The following is a 17846-nucleotide window of genomic DNA, read 5'->3' on the forward strand; positions in this document are numbered from 1 at the left end:
CAATAGGGTTACAACTCTTCAATAAAATGGTTAGGATGTTCCTCCCAATATTTTTGGTATATCCAATCCTGCCCTTTTGTAAAGTTCAGTTGATACATTCTGAATGCGACCAAAAAATTCTTAGGTTGCCACAATTCCTCATACGTGTAGCAGTATTTCATACCGCAAGCCTGCATTACATTACCGCTTCTTGGATTGTTCCTGTCATGTGTGGCAGTAATGTACGGTAATCCATCTTTCTTTACTTGTTCGACAACAGCCTTGCCAGCCTCCGAAGCGATACCTCTGTGCCAAAATTCTTTACGGAGCCCATAACCAAAATCATGGTGCTCTTCCATATCAACTTTAACATATCCTATTGGAAAATTGTCGTCTTTCAGACAAATGGCATAAGCGTATGCTTGAGGTTGTTCATATTTGGCTGCATACCTTTCCGCATAGAATTTTTTGGTTTCTTCGATATCTTTTAGAGAATACCAAGGAAGGAACTTATTGACTTCTTTGTCTTTCAAAATAAGGAAAAGAGCCTCTATATCGTTTTCCAGAAATTTCCTTAGAATCAATCTGTCAGTTTTTATTGTGGGGGTATTCATATTATAAGCTGCATTCAAATAAAAACATTTCACATCGATCGTTAATGGCTATTTCCTTGTCAAAAGAAGAATAAGTTTTGACTTGAGTAAACCCGACTTCTTTCAAATATTCTTCCATTTCACCATACTTATAAAGGTGCGTCTGGAAATCCATAAATTCGCTTTGAATCAATTTCGTATCACTATACATTTCATAAATTCCGGGAGAGAGCTGGGTCTGACTTTGTTCATCGTAATGGTTCTTCGACTTTAACACCAGTTCAAAATTCTCCTTTGTCTTTACAGAAACCGCAATCGCATAATCATTGTCATCTGTACATCTATTGGCGATTGTATCAACAGCAAATACAAACTTACCCATTGGAGACAACCATTCTTTTATTCTGCACAAGATTTGTTTACACAAATCAGTATCGGTAAATAATGACACAGAGCCCGAGCTGATAAATATATAATCAAACTTCTCTCTTGGAGAATATTTTATAATATCAGCTTGAACGACTTTTGCCTCAGGCAATTTCTGTTTTAACTTTTGTAACATTTCATTGGATAAGTCTATGCCACTTATATCAAGCCCTCTTTCCACGAATGGAACAAGAAAACGTCCACTGCCGCATAAAGGTTCTAAAATCTTTTTTCCTTTTTCAGCATAAGAAAGATAAAAATTCAATTCGTCTTGCGGTGCTTCTGCATGCAAGATTTCGTACATCTCTGTACAAAGGTTTCCGTAATAGTTCTTCTCTTCAATCATCTTATGTAAAGATGTTATTTTCAATTATTTAATTCTGTAAGATTAATCACTTTGTTTTCATATAGTGTTTATATCTCTTTTGCTTTTCATTCTTCATATTCGATGTAAAATTAGCAAAAATACCGCACATTAGCCGTTTATGAACAGCACTTTTTATTGTACTTTAATGTAATGAAGGAATTACAGTTTTATCCCCTTTCCTTTCCTTTGCGGCTGCATGGGGCGATGTATATTCTGCCTTAGCTTGTCGAATTGCTTTTTAAATCATTCGGTTATGGGCTTTCGGTCGATGGCAAGAACCAGTTTCGTCCCGTCCGTGGGGGCTTTCAGCACTTGAAACCCTGCCTTTTCGGTCGTGAATTTCCGTTTGTGTTCCTCCGAGTAGAGTTCCCCTGCATACTCCAACGGTTTTCCCTTGACGAGCGTTGCGATCTGCCCGTCGCTGAACCCGACAAGGCGGCATAGGTTTTCAATACGGAGCATTTCACGGAAATAGGGAAACCATGCCGCCGCCCTTGCGATTACCGTTTTCAGAAACGATATTTCCTGCTTGTGCCTCGCTTCCTTGTCCGCTATCTCCCTGCGGTGCTTCCGCTCTACTTCCGCCATTTGTCGGTTGTGGTCTGCCTGCATGGTCTGTATTCGGGTTTGCAGGGCTTCGATGGCTTCCCCGTGCGTGGCCACCTCCCTATGCAGGGCGGTGTTCTCCCTCTCCAGCGTCTTGACCTTGTTACTACCGAAAAGATAACCGACACTTTCGGCGATGTTGGCGGCTGCGGTGGTCTCTGCCTCTTTCAGCTTCTCGGTCTGTATCTCTTTTTTCGCCCGTTTGAGTTCCTCCTGCGCCGTTTCTTTCTGACGCTGCAAATCCACGACCTCCGCTTTGAGGCTGTCGGCGAGTTTCTTCGTTTCATTGTAATACTGCTGCGTGGACTTGTGCCGTGCCTTCGAGCCGTCTATGCCTCTTTGCAGCCCGTATTTCGCCATCGCTTCGGCATAGGTATCTTGGTAGGACTTTAATTTCAGTCGTGTCATAATATCGTCTGCGCACAGTCTTACGGTGTCGGTCGGCTTCTTGCGGTATCGCTTCTTTGTCTGTTCCTCCCGTTTGCGGCGTTTGCGCTCTCCCTTGACGATGGGGACGAGCGTGACGTGTATGTGGGGCGTTTCCTCGTCCCTATGCAGGTGCGCCGCCACGATGTTCTCCTTTCCGAACGTGTCGGTGAAGTATTTCATATTGTCGGCGCACCACTCGTCCAAACGCCCCTCCCTTTCGATGCGTTCCATGTCCTCGTGCGTTCCCGACACGGTAATGCGGATTGCCCGTACTTGGTTGTTTCCGATTTTGCGTGTCAGTCCCGTTTCTTCCAATCTTCTCTGTATAGCTGCCGAACGGTCTTTAATCCCGTCGGGGTACGCAACGAGTTTTCGGTTCAGGTGCGTCCGTGTCGGGTCTGCGTTCTTCGGGATGATGAAATACTCGATGTGGGCGGTCGTTCCGCTGTCGCTGCCGTGCGCCTTTTCCATGTGCAATACTACGAAACCCATATATATTCCTTTCTTTTTTAGCTTGTGAAACAATGATTCTTCGTATCTTCGGGGGCGGCAAATAGCCGTCCCCGATGGGGTGTGCAGAGGGGCTTGCCCCTTGCCTTATTGGGGAATTTTCAGCGATACGGAGTATTGCGGCTCGGAAAATTCCCTAATAAGCTACGGTATTTTCTCCGTAAATACCCTGCGGCGTGTCGGCGGTCTTTCGGCGGTAGCTCTCCCTGCCGCCTGCTTACCCGTATAACCCCACCTTATTATTTCCCCCTTTCGGTCGGGAAACAGCCCCTTTCCGTCCGTGCGACGGTATGACCGTATGAATGTATGACGGACTGATACCCCGACCGACAGACCGTTACGCCATCCATCGGCGGCTCGGCTCGGTGTCGGCAACGACAGATACGATAACCGTCGTTTTCTCTTTTCGCTGGTGCGTTATTCTCTCCAACAACACTTTGCGGACTTTCGTCGCCCCGAACGATTCGATACGGAAAGCGAGGACGGCTATCGTTTCGAGGTCGTAAACCTCTATGCTGCTCCTATCTCAAAACTCCGCTCTTGCAGAGTGCCTTTATACTTGCCCGAACCGTCGGGGCGACAATCCCGAACAGTTCGCAGATTTCCCACTCGGTCATGGCGGTTGCGCCTATGTCGGTCGGCAGGGAGATATTGCCGTATTCTGTTCCTTTCTTCTTTCATCGGTATGCTGTTTTAAGGTGACTAAATGGCTCGGCAGATGTTCTTCTCCATCTCCTCCAGCTTGTACGATAAGGTTTCCATGTCTTGGCTTATCTTCTGGACGGTGATTTTGGCGTAAATTGGGGTGGTTTTGATGTTCGTGTGCCCCAATAGGCGGCTCACGGTTTCGATGGGTACGCCGTGCGACAGAAGTACGGTCGTGGCGTTCGTGTGTCGGGCTACATGATAGGTCAGCCGCACCTTGAAGCCGCATTGTCTGCCTATCTCTTTGAGTGTCTTGTTATAACTGCCGTTGCTCGGAACGGGAAACACACAACCGTCCTTTGTCAGTCCCCTATACTTCTCGATGATGCGTTTGGGAACGTCCAAAAGACGGATATTCGATTCGGTGTTGGTTTTCTTCCGTCGGGTGATGATCCATAGGTTGCCGTCGAAGAATGTTTGCAGGCGGTCGGCGGTGAGGTTCTTTACGTCCGAGTACGCCAAACCCGTGAAAACAGAAAAGACGAACAAGTCCCGTACAAGTTCATGGTAGGTGTTCTTCATCAGTGCGTCCATGAGCGTCTGTATCTCCTTTTGGGTAAGGTAGCCTCTATTGACGCTTTCGGGCGAGTTGATGTACCCTGCAAAGGATTGAACGGCAGACGCCCGTCGTTCCTCGCTATGGAAACGATGTGTTTCAGCACGATCATGTAGCCCCACACGGTATTGGTGCGGCATTTCTTCTTCGTGCGCAGGAAATACTCGAAGTCGTTGATGAATGTGAGGTTGAGTTCCTTTAGCGGAATATCCTCACGCTTGTAGGTATGGGGCAGAAATTCCCGAATATGGCTGCAAACCGTCTGATAGCATCGGAATGTCCCCTGCCCCTGCTGTGCCCGACTTTCTTGGCGAACTCGGCGTTGTGCTGCTCGAAGAGTTTCAGTAAGGTTTCCTGCTTGACGCCGATACCGAGATAGGCGTCTTTCAACTTGGCGGCGGTAACATACCCGTCCGTTTGCATCAGTTCTTGGTAGTGGTGGTTTACCTCCACTCGGATTTTATCCACCGCAAGGTTGATTCTCTGCGCTTCGACGCTCTTGCCCGAAGCACGGCCCGTTTTCACGTCCCACAACCGCAGGGGAACGTCCATCTTGTAACTGAACTGTTTAATCTCTCCGTCCACCGTAAGGTGGCACATCTAAGGCAGGTGGCCGTTGGGTTTTTCGCTGCCTTTCTTCACGTAAAATAAGACCTTGAATGTACTTCGCATAACTCACTCCTTTTTTTGGTTACAAAATTAGTTTATAGTGAGTTACCGACAGCTATGCAAATCAACACAAAACGCAGTAAAAGAACCTCTTAGCAAGAAATATGCACCCGTTACGGGGGTAATGAGGTGGTAACTGAACTTCTGCACCGTTTGGCTTCGAGGTGGCATTCCGTTGGCTCTACCTAATAGAAAAACAAAGCGTAACGAACGCTTTTTCAGCTAATTCGCTACGCTTTGCCCAAATTTGCAAATCCGCTATGTGTTTATTTTAAGTCTACTACAGTAATACCTGCCCCACCAAATTGTACGTGTTCGTCTTGATAGTGTGCTACTCCTGGAACACTTCCCAAATAGCTGCGAATCAGGGTGCGTAGTATGCCTGTACCTGTTCCGTGAAGGATACGTACACGGTCTATTCCCAATAGTATGGCATCATCGATAAAATAAGTTACTGCCTGTATAGCTTCATCGCCACGCATACCGCGTACATCAATATCTTGTTTGAAATTTAGTTTCTTTTCATATACCCGATCTTGTGTTTCACTGCTGACGAAGGTACTTTTTACCATTGTTTTCTGGGTGGGCTGTATTGGTGTGCTACGTTCCAGCTTATCCAGTTTTACATTGGTTTTTATCATTCCGAACATAACTATTGCATTTTTGCCATTAATTCCTAGTACTTCTCCGACACTGGATTGACCTTTGATCTTTACAGTACTACCTACAGTGATAGGCTGTTCTTTGGGTATTGACAGTTGGGAAGATTCCGCCTTGGCTTTATCCTTTTTGTTTTTTTTCCGCTCTTGTTTTTCACGGAGTTTTTCCATTTTCCGGATGATTTCATCTTCCTTGTTCTTTTTCTCGATATCTTCTATCTGATTTTTAAAATCAGTCAGTTCCTGACGTGCCGATTGTGTACGTTCTTTATCGGCTTGTGCTTCCTTGATGATACGGATGGTATTTTCAATTCGGGCATTTGATTCCTGTAACAATTTTTCCGCATCTTCTTTGGCCTTTCGCAAAATCTCTTTACGACTTTTCTCCAGTTCCTGTAGTTCTTCTTCGTATTTGGCGATGGTTTCTTCCATCTGTTTTTCTCGTTTGCGGATGTTCTGACGCTTGGTTTCCCAATAACGTTTGTCACGTACGATATCTTGTAGATATTTATCAGCATTGATATATTCACTCCCTACAATTTCGGATGCGTCGGCTATTACTTCTTCCGGTAAACCTATTTTCCTAGCTATTTCTACTGCAAATGAACTTCCCGGATTTCCTATTTGTAATTGGAATAAAGCTTGCATTAAATGCCTGTCATATAACATGGCGCCATTAACCACTCCTTCGTGATCTTCGGCAAAATGTTTCAAATTTTGATAATGAGTAGTGATAACGCCGAATGTGCCCTTTTCATTGAAACGTTTCAACACAGCTTCAGCTATGGCTCCTCCAATTTGTGGTTCTGTACCTCCGCCGAATTCATCAATGAGGATAAGGCTGCGTTCGTTACAGCTTTTCATCATTGTTTTCATGTTGGTAAGGTGTGAGGAGTAGGTACTCAGATCGTCTTCGATACTTTGTTCGTCACCTATGTCTATAAAGATACTGCCGAATAATCCGGCATGGCTACGTTCATGCATCGGAACCGGCATACCACATTGTAACATATATTGTAGTAATCCCACAGTCTTCAGACAAACGGATTTACCTCCGGCATTCGGTCCGGATATAATTAGGATACGTTGATTTTGAGTTAGTTCTATATCTAGAGGAACAACCTTTTTATTATGCTTGGCCAGCGAGAGTTGTAATAGTGGGTGTATGGCCATGGTCCAATCCAAAATCTGTTTGTCTTCCAATGATGGTTTGGTGGCGTTCGTCTGAATTGAAAAATGGGCTTTGGCACGGATAAAATCAATTTCTGCCAAAAACTCGTATGACTGGAGGATGGCGGGGACCTGTGGACGGACTATGATAGAGAAATCTGTCAGGATACGGATGATTTCCCGGCGTTCTTCTCCTTCCAATTCCCGTATTCTATTGTTTGCTTCCACTACTTCGGCCGGTTCTATGAAAACTGTTTTGCCAGTGGATGATTCATCGTGTACAATTCCCTTGATTTTCCGTTTTAATCCCGGTGCGACAGGGATGACGAGTCTTCCGTCACGCATGGTAGGAGTTACATCTTTATCAACATAACCTTCTGCTTGAGCGTTGCGTAGAATTGCATTCAAACTGCGTGATATGCTTCCGGCTGTCGAGGCCAACTCTCTGCGGATGCGTAATAATTCGGAAGAAGCGTTGTCTTTGATTTTTCCGAATTTGTCTAAGATGTTGTTAATACGCGTAATGAGTTGAGGAAACACGATAATATCTCCTGCCAGTTTTTGTAGGGCAGGGTAGGGGGAGTTTTCTTTTTCTTGTTCTTCGTCATTCGGGGTCAGTGTCAGAAAATGGATGATATCACGAATTGTTTCTAAAGAACGGCGTAAATCAAACAGTTCTTGCTCATCCAAATACATACCTTCTACGCGGATACGTTTTAGTGATGGGCGTACATCAAAAAAATATTGGTCGGGAAAACTGTCTTCCTCTTGTATGATGCGTATGAATTCCATTACCTGTTCCAGCCATTCATTAATATCCTTAAAGGATTCTGAGAAGTTCATTTCATCTACTCTTTCTTGACCTAATGTGCTGAGACATTTCTCTTTTAGTAAATGACGGATGGAATCGAAACCTATTTTCTGTTCGAAATTCTGAGGGTATATCATGATTTATTTCTTTCGTTTATTATTCGTATGCAAAAATACGATTTGAAAATTTTATAGCAAAAAAACTGGTAAACTATTTGCTTATTTAAAATAAAGTCGTATCTTTGCAACGCTTTCAACGGAAAGCACTTCTGAAAAGAAGTCTTGGAGAGGTGGCAGAGTGGTCGATTGCGGCGGTCTTGAAAACCGTTGTACTGCGAGGTACCCGGGGTTCGAATCCCTGTCTCTCCGCAATAAGTATTGAAAATCAATGAGTTATAATAAAAACACCCAATCTTACATATAGAAAGATTGGGTGTTTTTATTATTTTATCTAAGTATATCCAGACTCACCTGCAACGGACTTTAGCTTTTATAAAGATCATTTTGTTCTCTGATCAATTTCGGAAAGTGTCCTTGACGTATTATCTTTCTCACTAGAAAGTTCGGGGGTATTTATGCCCTCATGCCCTCACTGCATGTATAATAGGTTAATTATAAATGACTTATATGACAATAGTAAAAATATTTGCTTTCACTTATACTCTCATGCCCTCACTATGTTTTGAGGTTGATTTTTACATAATATGCTTGCTGTCAGCTATATATTCTCTTTTTATAGACCGTTCCAGCTTGGTATAAAGTAGAGCGTTTTCAAGCTTTTTTCTCGTAAGAATGCGCATGAAGGGGGGAGACACTTCCACGGAATGATAGCTTACGAATTCCCGGCAGCGATAAAAAAAGAGCAAGACATTTTAAAAAAAACTCTTGTTCTTTAAAAAAAAGGCGGTTATCTTTCTTGAAAAGCTCTTGATCTTTTTAAAAAACGTCCTTGTCTTTGATATGGAATTTCATTCTGGACTAAAGCGTTTTACATACATACGCATAAGCTTGTACGTATGTATAGCCCCGTGTGAATGTATGTGCAAAAGCGTGTTTTCTGACAAGGGTAAAGCATAGTCATACGACACTCCCCATTGATAAGGATTCTCAATAAACATATTAAAACATTCTTTTGGTATTCCTGATTACCTTTAATACAATACTTAAACCTAAGTGCAGATTATATTATCCTAACAGAGGAGTTCCATTACAGTTTTGTGTATAAAAGCTTTTATATCCGCCCCCTTTGTATTCTTTAAATGCTTTTCATTTATTGAATCTGCGCATTGATTTCGTTTCTGAACTTTATAGGATTGGTGATAAAGTCAAATTTGTTGGTGACTCCGCCTGTAGTAACTACAATAGAACCAAAACCGAGCATACGTCCCATGAGGCTTTGATTAATCCGTATCCCTTCGCATTTGTTTAAAACCAATTCAAGGGCATCCCGGCTTAAAATACCGGATTTTAGAATGACTTTCTTGTTTGTGACAACATATTCAGTGCCCATCTTAAGAAGAATTCTTTTTATCAATTGGAATAATCCGGACAATAATAGAAATAAGCTAACATAATGGAAAAATCCGGTTTGTGCAGAAGAAAAGAAAACGCTTAATAATAGTAGTATTACCGGATATGCAAATATATACCAGTGAATATCTGCTTTGTATTTTATTTCTTCACCAGCTTGTAGATTGTTTTGGATATAGCTCATTGTTTTTGTAAATTAATAGATTGCATAATTTTATTATCAAAAGACAAATATAAGGATAATCAGAATGGTATAAAATAAATCTTGGTTTATTTTAAAGCTGAAACTTAAAATAAAAACAATTCTTCCTGTTTTTCTTCTTGTCAATATCTCTTTTCTTATCAAATATTTTCTTCTTGTACTTGTTGTTTCAAGAATTTGTAATCCTTATAATTTTTTCCTCTCTTTATTCGGAAAGTTAGTTTATGCCATTCGTCTTTTGTTAGGGGGATATCCACGTTCATACAAAAATAGCAGGTTTCGTAGCCAATGAGAGGGGAAATCCATATTTTTCCTATACATTCTTTCTTGCCGGAGTTGGAATAATATAAAAGACAGCGTACTCTTCTTATTTGTATGCTGTCTTCATTGCATACTTTTATCTCTATACGTTTACCTTTTCCGATGTTGTAGAATTGGGGAGTAGACATTTTTATTTTGTTTAAAATACTATCTTTATCATTTACACAGACTACGGTGAACTTCTCTATATTGTTTGGTGATTGGGAGAAAGTGCTTTTTGTGGTAAACAACAATATTAAAAGTAATGTTATAATTTTTTTCATGTGATTGGACTTGTTGGTTAAAGCAGTAGCAGATTATTAATTAAGATTTTACTCTTCTGATAATAGATACTTCATACTGCAAAGTAAATATTTTTTTTGTTTTAAGGGTTATAATTGTTAAAATGCAAAAATAGCCTGCATCTGCCAATCTGTCAAGGGCTGTTTTTCATAAAAAATGTTCAATTCTTTGGTATTTCTTTTGGATTTTCTTGGTATGAAATTTCTGATAGATTATATGAAAAGTGATTTGAAGGCTATTGCAATTCTTTTAGAGTGGTGCATTAAGCAATGGGAAGTTTTAAAAGCTTGATTGGCATTTGAATGCTTTATCTTTGTAATTTGAACAAAAAGTAATAAATAAAAGAGGTATATGGACATTCTTGTATGGGGTGGTCTTGGAAATTCCGATTATTTGGAAAAAATGATGTCGTTTTCCAATATATATTTGTACTTTTGGCTGAAAAGAAAACAAGGTATATCTCGTGTTTATATTTGGTGTTTTTTTATATGTATTTTAAATGGACTGAGGTTTTATGACAAACATTATAGATAATATGCTCTCTTTGTGTCCGGTTTCTGAAGATACGATACAAGAACTGAAAAAATGTATGATTTTATGTCGTTTCCCTAAGAAATATCAGTTAATAAAGGAGAATACATTTTGTAAATCAGCTTATTTCATAGAAAAAGGAATGACGCGTTCTTTCTGGCTTGTAAATGGAGAAGAAATAACAACCTCCTTTTCATGGGAAGGAGGTATTGTTTTCAGTATGGACGAGTTGTACTATAATAAGCCGAGCGAGGAATTTGTGGAAACGCTTGAAGATGTAGTTGTTTACAAAATATCATTAGTTGATTTAACCAAGCTGTTTCAGACTAATATTGAATTGGCTAATTGGGGGAGGATTATTCATCAAAATGAGTACAGGCGTTTGCATCGTTCTCACAAAGAACGGCTGACTTTGCCTGCAAAAGAAAGATATGAGGAGTTTAAACAACAGTTTCCTCAAATATGCCAACGGGTGAAGTTAAGGTATATTGCATCTTATTTGGGTATAACACTTCCCACACTTAGTCGTCTTCGAGCTAAAAAATAATTTATGTATTACTGTTTTTTTGTCATAGGACAAATTTAAAAGCCTTTAAGTTGTGTAACTTTGCAGCATTATTAGTAACGGTTAAAAAGAATTAATTATTAAATCTATTAATTTATTATGGAAAAAATCTCTTCTGCAGCATTTACAGATACAAAGCCTCATTATGATCTTCTTGATGGATTGAGAGGAGTCGCTGCTCTTATGGTAATATGGTATCATGTATTTGAAGGCTTTGCTTTTGCTAGTGCCGGTAATATCGAGACTCTCAACCACGGGTATCTTGCTGTGGATTTCTTTTTTATTCTTTCGGGTTTTGTTATCGGTTATGCGTATGATGACCGTTGGGGGAAGAATTTCACTATGAAAGACTTTTTCAAACGCCGTTTGATCCGTCTTCATCCGATGGTAATTATGGGTGCTGTTTTGGGAGCTATTACGTTCTGTATTAAAGGTTGTGTGCAATGGGATGGAACGCATGTCGCCATTTCCATGATTATGTTGTCTTTGCTTTGTACAATATTCTTTATTCCTGCCATGCCGGGTGTGGGATATGAAGTTCGTGGTAATGGTGAGATGTTTCCATTGAACGGACCTTGCTGGTCCCTGTTTTTTGAGTATATAGGTAATATTCTTTATGCGTTGTTCATTCGTCGTTTGTCTAATAAAGCATTGGCTGTGCTGGTTGTGTTGCTGGGTATGGCATTAGCGTCATTTGCTGTTTTCAATGTATCTGGTTATGGGAATATGGGAGTGGGATGGACACTCGACGGAGTGAATTTCTTAGGTGGAACCTTGCGTATGCTTTTCCCATTCTCGTTGGGTATGTTGATGTCGCGTAACTTCAAGCCTATGAAGGTGAATGGGGCATTTTGGATATGTACTATTATACTGATTGCGCTGTTCTCGGTTCCTTATCTGGAAGGATTGGAGCCGATTTGCATGAATGGTATTTATGAAGCTTTTTGTGTAATTGCGGTTTTTCCTTTTCTTGTGTGGCTGGGGGCGTCGGGTACTACTACGGATAAGCAGTCTACAAAGATATGCAAGTTCTTGGGAGATATATCCTATCCGGTTTATGTAGTACATTATCCGTTGATGTATTTGTTCTACGCATGGTTGATTGAGAATAAACTTTATACATTGGGAGAAACTTGGTATGTAGCTGTGGGTGTTTTTGTTTTGAGTGTCATTTTGGCTTGCCTGTGTCTGAAACTGTATGATGAGCCCGTAAGAAAATGGCTGAGTAAGAAGTTTCTTGCTCCCAAATAAAAATACTGCATTTCTTGATGGATGTTCATTAAAAGGTCGGACACTATACAAGAAGATATTACAGCTTTGAATAACTGACAATTAGATGAATGGCATCCGATCTGTAAATTCGGATGCCTGCATTCGATTATTTCAAAATGGGCTTTAGGATTGATTTCCTTTTTTGGCAATAGTCACACATGTTGATGAGAGCATTCCGAGCATAGACCTTTCAGGACATAATTGATACTTTGTACGGTGAATCCGGGAGGTAGTGTCACGATGGGCACGTGGATACTTTTCATACAAAACGTGCGATGACAGTTCTCACAATAAAAGTGAGTGTGGAGATCGTCTACCTCACAATTGCAATCATTACTGCACACGGCATATTTTAACGATCCTGTGCCGTCATCAATGCCATGAACCAAATGATGGGCTAAAAAAAGGGTTATGGTGCGGTAGATGGTTGATTTGTCTACCGTATCCAATTCGTTTTCCAAATCCAACAGTGAAAATGCTTCTTTGTGCTGCATCATGGTTTTTAGAATAAGCAGACGTATGGCTGTCGGTTTGATTTCCCGCTGTTCCAATTTTTTTAAATAGATTGTTTCATTCATAGGTCAAATCATTTTATTCTTTTCATTTCTGTATTCTCATTGCATTAAAAATGGCGAGTAAAGCTACGCCTACATCTGCAAATATAGCTTCCCACATAGTGGCCATTCCGCCGGCTCCTAATAGCAATACTAACAATTTCACTCCGAATGCCATCGATATATTTTGCCATACAATGCGATGGGTCTGTTTTCCTATTTTTATAGCTTCCGCTACTTTACTGGGTTGGTCTGTTTGTATCACTACATCCGCAGTCTCTATAGCAGCGTCACAGCCTAGACCACCCATGGCAATCCCAACATCGCTGAGTGCCAGTACGGGAGTATCATTGATACCGTCTCCTACAAAAGCTACACGATTTTCAAAATTTGCTTTTAATTGTTCTAAATGTGCTACTTTACCTTCGGGTAGTAAATCGCCGAAAGCATGTGTGACACCTATCTTTTCGGCTAAATTAGAAACAATTGTCTGTTTATCTCCCGATAATATTTGAATATTATTAATATTTAAGTCTTTCAGCTCGCGGATGGCTTGTACAGCATCAGGTTTTGGGGTATCCGCCAATGAAAGATATCCCAAATATTTGTTTTCCATTGCACATAGCACGATTGTTTCTGTCATGTTGCTGATTTCATAGGGAAAAGAGATGCCGTATTTTGATAATAACCGTGTATTTCCTACATATACTTCTTTACCGTTTGTTACGGCTTTTATTCCATATCCGGCAAATTCAGTGATTCTCAGTGACGAGTTAAGAGATATACTTTGTTCTTCCGCATATTTGACAATGGCTTTTGCGATAGGATGATTGCTGAAACTCTCTATAGAGGCGATAAGTTGAAGCAGTTCCTTTTGCGAAACACCTTCGGCTGCCGATATTGCCTGAACACTGAATACACCTTGGGTGAGTGTTCCGGTTTTATCGAATACTACGGTGTTTATTTGGGTTATGGCATCTAGATAATTACCCCCTTTGAAAAGAATCCCTTTGTGAGATGCGGCACCAATACCTCCAAAGTATCCTAATGGAATGCTGACCACTAATGCGCAAGGACATGATATGACTAGGAATACTAAAGCCCGATAGAACCAATCATCAAAAACAAAAATGAATTCAGGTTTTATCAGAGAGTATAAATAGGGGAGTATGACAACTAGTATCGCCAGTCCTGTCACTATCGGTGTATAAATTCGTGCAAAACGGCGGATAAATAATTCGGCAGGGGCTTTTCTTTCTGCTGCATCTTGTACTAAAGTGAGGATACGTGCTAACGTACTTTGATCATACGGTTTGTTTACTTTGATCCGTACCACTTTATCTGAAGCGATCATTCCTGCTAAAACTTCTTCTTGTTTATATAGAGTCCGGGGAACACTTTCTCCGGTTAGGGCGGCCGTATTAAATGAAGCGGAATCTTCCAGTAAAAATCCGTCTAGAGATACTTTTTCTCCAACTTTTACTTCAATGGTTTCTCCTGGCTGTACTTTTTCCGGTGCTGTTATTTTATATGTGTTATTATATACTACAGTGGCTGTTTCGGGACGTACATCCAATAATGCTTTGATGTTGCTGCGTGCTTTGTGTACAGCTTTGTGTTGGAACCATTCACCTATGAGATAGAACAGAATAACGGCAATACCTTCCCAGTATTCTCCTAGATAGAATGCTCCTGATACAGCTATCCCCATTAAAGTGAATTCATTGAAAACTGATTCTAATTTTATTTTTTTCATTGTTTCTTTTTATTTATGGCAACAAAGATAGTGGAAAGAAGATGCAACTAAATTGCAAATTATATTGTACTTTTACATCGGGTAATTTTTTATATACATGAAAAAAATATATTGGGCTTTTTGGATAGGAAGCTGGTGTTTGTCTGTGGGAATGCAGGCGGCCAAAGTGGATACTTTGTCGGTACATAGTGACGCAATGAATAAGGAGGTTCAGGTAATTACCATCTGTCCGGATAAAGCCATGGCAGGTGAAAAATGTCCCGTACTTTATCTGCTTCACGGATATGGAGGCAATGCGGGAACGTGGCTCGGTATAAAACCGGAATTACCTCAAATAGCTGACAAGGAAGGAATCATTTTTGTTTGTCCGGACGGGAAGAACAGTTGGTATTGGGACAGCCCTTTGAATAAGGAGTACCGTTATGAAACATTCGTATCAAAAGAATTGGTGAACTATATTGATAAGAATTTTACTACGAAAGTGGAGAGAGGGGGACGTGCTATCACCGGGTTAAGTATGGGTGGTCATGGAAGTTTATGGTTGTCCATCCGTCATAAAGATGTCTTTGGAGGAGGAGGTAGTATGAGCGGAGGTTTAGATATCCGTCCGTTTCCCAATAATTGGGAGATGAAGAAGCAATTAGGCGAAGAAGCGAGCAACAAGCAGAGATGGGACGAACATACGGTAATTAATCAGTTGGATAAGATAAAAAATGGTGATCTGGCTGTTATAATAGATTGCGGTTGTGATGATTTCTTTCTGGAAGTGAATAAGGCTGTACACGAAAAACTGTTGAAGAAGAAAATAAATCATGACTTTATCATCCGTCCGGGCGGGCATACAGGCAGGTATTGGAATAATGCCATAGACTATCAAATACTATTTTTCAGTAAGTTCTTTAATAAATCGAAATAATAAAATGGATAAAATTGTTTTTATTACAGGAGCTTCCAGCGGTATCGGTGCCGGATGCGCTCGCAAGTTTGCTTCACAGGGAGCAAGTTTGATTTTAAATGCTCGTAACGTAAATAAACTGAGTGCATTGAAAGAAGAATTAGAAAAGCAATATGGTACGGAAATATATTTGCTTCCTTTTGACGTGCGCGACCGTAAGGCGGCAACGTCTGCTTTGGAATCATTACCCAAGGAATGGCAATCCATTGATATACTGGTGAATAATGCTGGGTTGGTTATCGGTACGGATAAAGAACAGGAAGGTAGTCTGGATGAGTGGGATATTGTCATAGATACTAATGTTAAGGCTTTGCTGGCAATGACACGCCTGATTGTACCGGGAATGGTGGAACGTAAACGAGGACATATTATTAATATTGGTTCTATTGCCGGAGATGCTGCTTATCCGGGAGGTAGTGTGTATTGTGCTACAAAGGCCGCTGTGAAAGCTTTATCGGATGGACTGCGTATAGATTTAGTTGATACTCCATTGAGAGTGACTAATATTAAACCGGGGTTGGTAGAAACAAATTTTTCAGTTATTCGTTTCCGAGGAGATAAGGAAAAGGCGGATAATGTATATAAAGGTATTCGTCCATTGACGGGAGATGATATTGCGGAAACTGTTTATTTTGCTGCTTCTGTACCAGAATATATGCAGATTGCAGAAATGTTGGTTATGCCTACTTATCAAGCTACAGGGACAATTGTTTCACGCAAATAAAAGAGGTAGAAGAGATATAAATAAAGGCGACCCTTTATAAAGCCGCCTTTATTCTTACCTTCTCATTTTACCTTCTTACCTTAAAAAACAATTATAATTCAATAATCAATGATTGACGTGCACCGACTGTCATATTTTTGGTAAGGTCAATTTTTTTGCCACTGATAAGTTCTTTACCGCTTTTTGAGTCATTTGTCATTATGCGGTAGTGGTTATTAGCCACCACTTGTTCGGCATTGGTGCTGTTTAGGACAATGAGTTCAGTTTTCCCAGAATTAGTACGTGCGTACATATATATTCCGTGTTGGGGAATATGGTACTTAACTGTTTTCTTTTCCATCTTCGTTTAATTTAGTTTGGTTTTACGGTGGCAAATTTATATGTTTTTCAGCATATCTTATATAACTAATCATTCAAAATTCATAATAAATCATTCATTTCTTAATCTATATCAATAAAAAATCCTCTTCCACATATTAGTTGAAGAGGATTTTATTTGTTGTTGTTCAATGAATTACATCAAGAATCCAAGTAAAATACCGGCTGCTACGGCAGAACCGATTACACCAGCTACGTTGGGACCCATAGCATGCATCAACAAGTAGTTGGTAGGATCATATTCCAGACCAATAACCTGAGAGATACGTGCCGAGTCGGGAACAGCAGATACACCGGCATTACCGATAAGCGGGTTGATTTTGTTATCCTTACCTAATACCAAGTTGAATATCTTCACGAAGATAACTCCAGAAGCAGTAGCAATGATGAATGACAATGCACCCAGCGCGAAAATCAAGATCGAATCAATGGTAAGGAACTCTGAAGCTTGCGTGGAAGCACCTACTGTCAATCCTAATAAGATGGTAATGGTATCAATCAGCGGACCGCGGGCAGTTTCTGCTAAGCGACGGGTTACACCGCTTTCTTTCAATAAGTTACCAAAGAAAAGCATACCCAATAGAGGCAGACCCGACGGAACCAGAAAACAAGTAAGTAACAAACCAATGATAGGGAACATTACTTTTTCTGTATGAGAAACGACGCGTGGTGGTTTCATACGGATCAAACGTTCGTGCTTGGTAGTGAGCAGACGCATGATAGGCGGCTGGATAACCGGTACCAATGCCATGTATGAATAGGCTGATACCGCAATAGCTCCCATCAGGTTAGGCGCCAGTTTGGATGAAAGGAAGATTGCTGTCGGACCGTCCGCACCACCGATGATGCCGATAGCACCAGCCTGCATCGGATCAAAGCCCATTGCCAATGCAATCATGTATGCACCGAAAATACCAAACTGTGCGGCAGCACCAATCAACATCAGTTTAGGATTTGAAATCAATGCCGAGAAATCCGTCATTGCACCGATACCTAAAAAGATAAGTGGTGGATACCATCCGGAGGTAACTCCTTGATATAAAATATTAAGAACAGAACCTTCCTCATAGATGCCGACTTTCAGTCCGGCTTCCATGTTGAAAGGAATATTACCGATCAAGATACCAAAACCGATAGGAATGAGCAACATCGGCTCAAATTCCTTGGCCACGGCAAGGTATATGAAGAATAAACCTATCAGGATCATTACGATATGACCAACAGTAGCATTGGCAAAACCCGTATATGTCCAAAAGTCAGCTAGGTTATTCCCTAAAAAGTTGATAAATTCTCCCAT

At 40.7% G+C, this 17846-nt stretch carries 13 protein-coding genes, 1 tRNA gene and 3 pseudogenes; 5 read left to right on the forward strand and 12 right to left on the reverse strand.

Features of this window, described 5'->3' with window-relative positions:
- Positions 1-8: 8 nt before the first annotated feature.
- The 6 genes and pseudogenes from GKD17_RS06325 to GKD17_RS06355 form a co-directional block, all read right to left on the reverse strand.
- Positions 9-593 carry a GNAT family N-acetyltransferase gene (locus GKD17_RS06325; protein ID WP_007837605.1) on the reverse strand — a complete coding sequence of 195 codons (585 nt, stop codon included), beginning with the start codon at positions 591-593 and terminating at the stop codon, positions 9-11.
- A 1-nt stretch (position 594) separates the two neighbouring features.
- The gene (locus GKD17_RS06330) at positions 595-1344 is read right to left on the reverse strand and encodes a class I SAM-dependent methyltransferase (RefSeq protein WP_007837606.1); all 750 of its coding nucleotides are present in this window, start codon (positions 1342-1344) and stop codon (positions 595-597) included.
- 180 nt (positions 1345-1524) lie between these two features.
- Positions 1525-2892 (reverse strand): annotated as a pseudogene (gene mobV, locus GKD17_RS06335) (MobV family relaxase).
- Positions 2893-3247: 355 nt separating this feature from the next.
- Positions 3248-3560, reverse strand: a pseudogene (locus tag GKD17_RS06340) (hypothetical protein).
- Between the two features lie 52 nt (positions 3561-3612).
- Positions 3613-4771 (reverse strand): annotated as a pseudogene (locus GKD17_RS23050) (site-specific integrase).
- Positions 4772-5106: 335 nt separating this feature from the next.
- Entirely contained in the window at positions 5107-7617 is a 2511-nt protein-coding gene (locus GKD17_RS06355) for an endonuclease MutS2 (RefSeq protein WP_007837615.1), read from the reverse strand.
- A 146-nt stretch (positions 7618-7763) separates the two neighbouring features.
- On the opposite strand from GKD17_RS06355, the gene GKD17_RS06360 reads away from it, so the two are divergent.
- Positions 7764-7848 (forward strand) — tRNA-Ser (locus GKD17_RS06360).
- Positions 7849-8749: 901 nt separating this feature from the next.
- Here GKD17_RS06360 and GKD17_RS06365 read toward each other — a convergent pair.
- Together GKD17_RS06365 and GKD17_RS06370 are read right to left on the reverse strand one after the other, a co-directional pair.
- Complete coding sequence (locus tag GKD17_RS06365) at positions 8750-9193, reverse strand: PH domain-containing protein (protein WP_007837616.1); 444 nt, start codon at positions 9191-9193, stop codon at positions 8750-8752.
- A 158-nt stretch (positions 9194-9351) separates the two neighbouring features.
- The gene (locus GKD17_RS06370; RefSeq protein ID WP_007837618.1) at positions 9352-9795 is read right to left on the reverse strand and encodes a hypothetical protein; all 444 of its coding nucleotides are present in this window, start codon (positions 9793-9795) and stop codon (positions 9352-9354) included.
- A gap of 533 nt (positions 9796-10328) precedes the next feature.
- On the opposite strand from GKD17_RS06370, the gene GKD17_RS06375 reads away from it, so the two are divergent.
- Together GKD17_RS06375 and GKD17_RS06380 are read left to right on the forward strand one after the other, a co-directional pair.
- Entirely contained in the window at positions 10329-10892 is a 564-nt protein-coding gene (locus GKD17_RS06375) for a Crp/Fnr family transcriptional regulator (protein ID WP_007837625.1), read from the forward strand.
- Positions 10893-11009: 117 nt separating this feature from the next.
- The gene (locus tag GKD17_RS06380; protein ID WP_007837627.1) at positions 11010-12161 is read left to right on the forward strand and encodes an acyltransferase family protein; all 1152 of its coding nucleotides are present in this window, start codon (positions 11010-11012) and stop codon (positions 12159-12161) included.
- A gap of 173 nt (positions 12162-12334) precedes the next feature.
- Here GKD17_RS06380 and GKD17_RS06385 read toward each other — a convergent pair whose 3' ends face one another.
- Positions 12335-12760 carry a Fur family transcriptional regulator gene (locus tag GKD17_RS06385; RefSeq protein WP_007837628.1) on the reverse strand — a complete coding sequence of 142 codons (426 nt, stop codon included), beginning with the start codon at positions 12758-12760 and terminating at the stop codon, positions 12335-12337.
- Between the two features lie 22 nt (positions 12761-12782).
- Positions 12783-14492 (reverse strand): heavy metal translocating P-type ATPase, encoded by a 1710-nt coding sequence (locus GKD17_RS06390; RefSeq protein ID WP_007837629.1) that lies wholly within the window; start codon positions 14490-14492, stop codon positions 12783-12785.
- Positions 14493-14589: 97 nt separating this feature from the next.
- Between GKD17_RS06390 and GKD17_RS06395 the strand changes: the two genes are divergently transcribed.
- Both GKD17_RS06395 and GKD17_RS06400 read left to right on the forward strand, forming a co-directional pair.
- Positions 14590-15408, forward strand: coding sequence for an alpha/beta hydrolase (locus GKD17_RS06395; RefSeq protein ID WP_007837630.1), 819 nt, complete (start codon positions 14590-14592; stop codon positions 15406-15408).
- Positions 15409-15412: 4 nt separating this feature from the next.
- Entirely contained in the window at positions 15413-16171 is a 759-nt protein-coding gene (locus GKD17_RS06400) for an SDR family oxidoreductase (protein ID WP_007837631.1), read from the forward strand.
- Between the two features lie 91 nt (positions 16172-16262).
- On the opposite strand, the gene GKD17_RS06405 is transcribed toward GKD17_RS06400, so the two are convergent.
- The gene (locus GKD17_RS06405; RefSeq protein WP_007837632.1) at positions 16263-16511 is read right to left on the reverse strand and encodes a cyclomaltodextrinase C-terminal domain-containing protein; all 249 of its coding nucleotides are present in this window, start codon (positions 16509-16511) and stop codon (positions 16263-16265) included.
- 174 nt (positions 16512-16685) lie between these two features.
- Positions 16686-17846, reverse strand: a complete 1161-nt coding sequence (locus GKD17_RS06410; RefSeq protein WP_005848291.1) for a sodium ion-translocating decarboxylase subunit beta — start codon at positions 17844-17846, stop codon at positions 16686-16688.

Source organism: Phocaeicola dorei, from assembly GCF_013009555.1.
Classification (GTDB): Bacteria; Bacteroidota; Bacteroidia; order Bacteroidales; family Bacteroidaceae; genus Phocaeicola; species Phocaeicola dorei.

Excerpts from the sequence above, each read along its gene's own strand:
- GKD17_RS06325 (WP_007837605.1), bottom strand. The coding sequence starts at position 593 with ATGAATACCCCCACAATAAAAACTGACAGATTGATTCTAAGGAAATTT.
- GKD17_RS06330 (WP_007837606.1), bottom strand. The coding sequence starts at position 1,344 with ATGATTGAAGAGAAGAACTATTACGGAAACCTTTGTACAGAGATGTAC.
- GKD17_RS06355 (WP_007837615.1), bottom strand. The coding sequence starts at position 7,617 with ATGATATACCCTCAGAATTTCGAACAGAAAATAGGTTTCGATTCCATC.
- GKD17_RS06365 (WP_007837616.1), bottom strand. The coding sequence starts at position 9,193 with ATGAGCTATATCCAAAACAATCTACAAGCTGGTGAAGAAATAAAATAC.
- GKD17_RS06370 (WP_007837618.1), bottom strand. The coding sequence starts at position 9,795 with ATGAAAAAAATTATAACATTACTTTTAATATTGTTGTTTACCACAAAA.
- GKD17_RS06375 (WP_007837625.1), top strand. The coding sequence starts at position 10,329 with ATGACAAACATTATAGATAATATGCTCTCTTTGTGTCCGGTTTCTGAA.
- GKD17_RS06380 (WP_007837627.1), top strand. The coding sequence starts at position 11,010 with ATGGAAAAAATCTCTTCTGCAGCATTTACAGATACAAAGCCTCATTAT.
- GKD17_RS06385 (WP_007837628.1), bottom strand. The coding sequence starts at position 12,760 with ATGAATGAAACAATCTATTTAAAAAAATTGGAACAGCGGGAAATCAAA.
- GKD17_RS06390 (WP_007837629.1), bottom strand. The coding sequence starts at position 14,492 with ATGAAAAAAATAAAATTAGAATCAGTTTTCAATGAATTCACTTTAATG.
- GKD17_RS06395 (WP_007837630.1), top strand. The coding sequence starts at position 14,590 with ATGAAAAAAATATATTGGGCTTTTTGGATAGGAAGCTGGTGTTTGTCT.
- GKD17_RS06400 (WP_007837631.1), top strand. The coding sequence starts at position 15,413 with ATGGATAAAATTGTTTTTATTACAGGAGCTTCCAGCGGTATCGGTGCC.
- GKD17_RS06405 (WP_007837632.1), bottom strand. The coding sequence starts at position 16,511 with ATGGAAAAGAAAACAGTTAAGTACCATATTCCCCAACACGGAATATAT.
- GKD17_RS06410 (WP_005848291.1), bottom strand. The coding sequence starts at position 17,846 with ATGGGAGAATTTATCAACTTTTTAGGGAATAACCTAGCTGACTTTTGG.